The sequence below is a fragment of the Rubellimicrobium roseum genome, from assembly GCF_006152145.1.
In the GTDB taxonomy this organism is placed as follows: domain Bacteria; phylum Pseudomonadota; class Alphaproteobacteria; order Rhodobacterales; family Rhodobacteraceae; genus Rubellimicrobium; species Rubellimicrobium roseum.
Genome location: NZ_VDFV01000112.1, coordinates 1 through 3,197 on the forward strand (window position 1 = coordinate 1; position 3,197 = coordinate 3,197).

The 3,197-nt window shown below is 64.2% G+C and carries 2 protein-coding genes and 1 pseudogene; 2 read left to right on the plus strand and 1 reads right to left on the minus strand.

Annotated elements, in window-relative coordinates:
• The first annotated feature begins 279 nt into the window (after positions 1 to 279).
• Complete coding sequence (locus FHG71_RS22885) at positions 280 to 1,203, plus strand: mechanosensitive ion channel domain-containing protein (protein WP_139084097.1); 924 nt, start codon at positions 280 to 282, stop codon at positions 1,201 to 1,203.
• Between the two features lie 1,222 nt (positions 1,204 to 2,425).
• Here the strand turns inward: FHG71_RS22885 and FHG71_RS23865 are convergent.
• Complete coding sequence (locus tag FHG71_RS23865) at positions 2,426 to 2,578, minus strand: hypothetical protein (RefSeq protein WP_176559603.1); 153 nt, start codon at positions 2,576 to 2,578, stop codon at positions 2,426 to 2,428.
• 458 nt (positions 2,579 to 3,036) lie between these two features.
• Here FHG71_RS23865 and FHG71_RS22900 point away from each other — a divergent pair.
• Positions 3,037 to 3,197: pseudogene (locus FHG71_RS22900) on the plus strand (IS5/IS1182 family transposase); the annotation flags it as partial.

Sequence of the window (3,197 nt, forward strand, 5' to 3'; positions counted from 1 at the left end):
CCCGCGCTTGCAGGAGCCGAGGACGCGCGGCGCTGGTGGGTGCCGTTCAGCCCCAGCAAGCGCCCGCGTCAGGACAGCCCGCGCGGCCCGGACCGGCCCTGAGGGGAAGCGGCCCGGCCGTCACGACGGTCGGGTTTGTCCCTGTAGCGCGGAATGCGAACTGGCCCGGCTCGGTCCCAGGCCGGATCGTCGTGGCGAAGGAGATGGTTCCAAACGTCCAGCGCAGGCGCAAGGTGACGTCACCTTGATCCCACAGCCGTCCTGTCGGATGTTGGTGTCATGGACTGGGACCTTGACCTGCGAGCGCTGATCGACCTTGAGGCGATCGACCTCCGTCCGTTGCCCGGGGTCGATCTCCTCGCGTCCTTGCTTCTTCTTGTTGTGCTCTGGATCGCCCGCGGCCTTGTGGCACGTCTCCTCAGAGCCCGCACCGAGGTGCCGCCGCACATTCTGCGGCGGTGGCTGGCCACGGCCCGCAACGTGTTCCTCTTTCTGCTGCTGCTTGGGCTCGTGCTGATCTGGGCCCCGCAGTTGCGCACCTTTGCCCTGTCGCTGACCGCCGTTGCAGTGGCCCTCGTGGTGGCCACCAAGGAGCTCATCCTTTGCGTGTCGGGATCGGTCCTACGGATGTCCTCGCGCGCCTTCTCCGTAGGCGATTGGATAGAGGTGGCCAATCTCCGGGGCGAGGTGGTCGACCACAGCTTGCTGGCCACCACGCTTCAGGAGTTCGAGCAGGGTACGTTCCACGCCACCGCTCGCACGGTGGTTCTGCCCAACAGCACCTTCTTCAGTAACCCCATTCGCAACCTGTCCACCGTAAGGGACCATACTTTCCACAGCTTTTCGGTGACCACCGAGCCGGATGTGGACGTCGCTGGGCAGGCGGACCGGATCGCCGCCATCGTGGAGCGGCACTATGCGCCGCACAAGGCCGAGGCCGCTCGGGTCAACGCCCACATCGAGCGGCGCTCAGGCGTAGACATCCTCGACCCCGAGGAGCGCATCCGCTACTCGACGACGGATATCGGCAAGTACCGCGTCACGATCAGCCTGTTCTGCCCCACGCGTTTGGCTGAGCCTTTGGAAAGCGCCATCACACGTGACCTGATCGGGCTGCTTTACGCCGCCGGCAATCCGCCCCCGCTCGCGTCTGATGCAGGGATCCCTCAACCGCCCCTTGAAGCTCGCTCCGGGCGACTGTGATCCCGTTCTGTGGCTCACTCGCCTTGCGGTCCCTGAACGAGCCGCCTTGGCCCCGCTCCGAGCCGCCTCCTTGGCTCGGTGGAAGCTCAGGAGCCGACCGGCTTGATTCTGATTTGGCCTATCCGCGCTTGGGTCTTGTCTGACGGCCTCTGCAAGGGCATGAGGCTGGTGACGGCTGCTCTGGTGAGTTTCACCAAGGCGGAGGCCGGCAATGCGATGGTACGAGCCTAGCGACGCACAATAGGAGCTGATTGCCGACCTGATGCCTCGCTCTGGACGACGCGGCGGCGGTCGCTGGCGAGACCATCGGCATGTGGTGAACGGGCTGATGTGGAAGCTCTGCACAGGCGCACAGGGCGGGACCTGTCGGAGCGCTTTGGCCCTTGGCCGACGCCCTACGAGCGTTTCGGCCGCTGGCGACGCAAGGGATGTCAACGGCGGACCAATCTCCGGCCAGAGGGCGGGGCCATGATCGGCCACTTGGCGTGTTTGGCTTGGCGCTGAAAATTGTGTAGCGCCTCGGCACCAAGATCCACTTGGTGACCGATGGGGCTGGTCTGCCCTTTGCCTTCACGCTCACCCCCCCCCGGGCAGCGGCACGAATTGACAGCTTTCGAACGGACCCTAGAAGTTGTGCGCCTGCCCGGCCTGCAAGGGCAGTCCCGCACCCGCCCCAATCATCTCGCCGGAGACAAGGCCTATAGCACCCGACCGGTGTTCGCGCATCTGCGCCAACGTCGGATCCGGCCCGCGATTCCACCTCGTAAGGGCGGCAACATGGGCCAGGGCTGCCCGCGCACCTTCGATCCGAACCTCTAATGCAGGCGCAACGCCATCGAGCGCTGCGCGGGCTGGTTCAAGGGATGCCGCCCCATCGCCCCCCGGCGTGAAAGGCTGGCCATCAACTTCGCCGCTGTGGTGAAGCTCGCCTTCTTGCGCCAATACCTTCGAACCCTCAGGCCGTTAGACAGGACTAGGCTATCGCTCAACCAAGGCGAGAGGCTGCTAATCGAGAGGAACGGGTTTGCAAGCCGGGCCGAGATCCTGATCAACACGCGTTTTGCGGCGGACGCTCTCATTGATCTGGTGATCTTCGAGGCGCGAGAGCGAGCTGACAGGTCGATCACGCGAAGGCTCTTGAAATCTCCGCCGTCCGTCTCCGGAGCGCGCCTTGCAAGGACAAGTAGACCCCGGCCCAGAGCAGGTATCACGCGGAGTAGCCCTAGGCCTGCGCCTCGAGCTCAGTTCCCGCGTCGATAACTACGCCAGCGAGGCCCAGGCCCAGGGCCGAGGCTGCGACCAGATAGGCCGTGACCAGCGAGTGAATGGCCCCGATGTGCGCCGTCCCGTAGAACTCGAACCAGAGCGCACCCACGACGGGGATGATCAGCCCCTATAAGACCCCCAAACAGATAAACAGCATCGGGACGGCCCAGACTCGAGTCAGGCTGGCCAACACTAGGCAAGCAGTCGTGAGTGGCAGCAGCACGATCGGCATCAGGCGGGCGGCTCCGTTCCAGTCTACAACGGGCACCCGAAGTCACGCACGGTCCCTGCCGCCCGATTGTTCTTGGGCCTCAGGTGGACGTTGAGGCGGGTGCCCATCTCTTGATCGATATGCGTGATCCGGTTTGGCGTGCGCTCCCAGTTAGGTCCTCAAGGAGCGCGGCAACCAGCGGCAGCCATCTATCGCCGTAGGTAAAACTCTAGAATAGTTCGGCCTGAACAACGTCGAATCCTTTGATCTGGTGTCGCAAACCGGAAGTTTCAGTCGTTTTGACGTGCAGGGTTTCGTAGGGTTTCCGCCAGAACTCTGCAATTTCTGGTCCCTCGATGAAGCACCGCCCGCCTCCACCCGAGCAGGATGATCTCCTCCGTCCGCGGCTCGTTGACCTGATCGACCTGCGCCACGAGCTGGTGACGTTGGCCACGCTGATCGACTGGGAGTTTTTCGAGCGCGAGTGGGCGGGGTTCTTCCCGTCGGCGACAGGCCG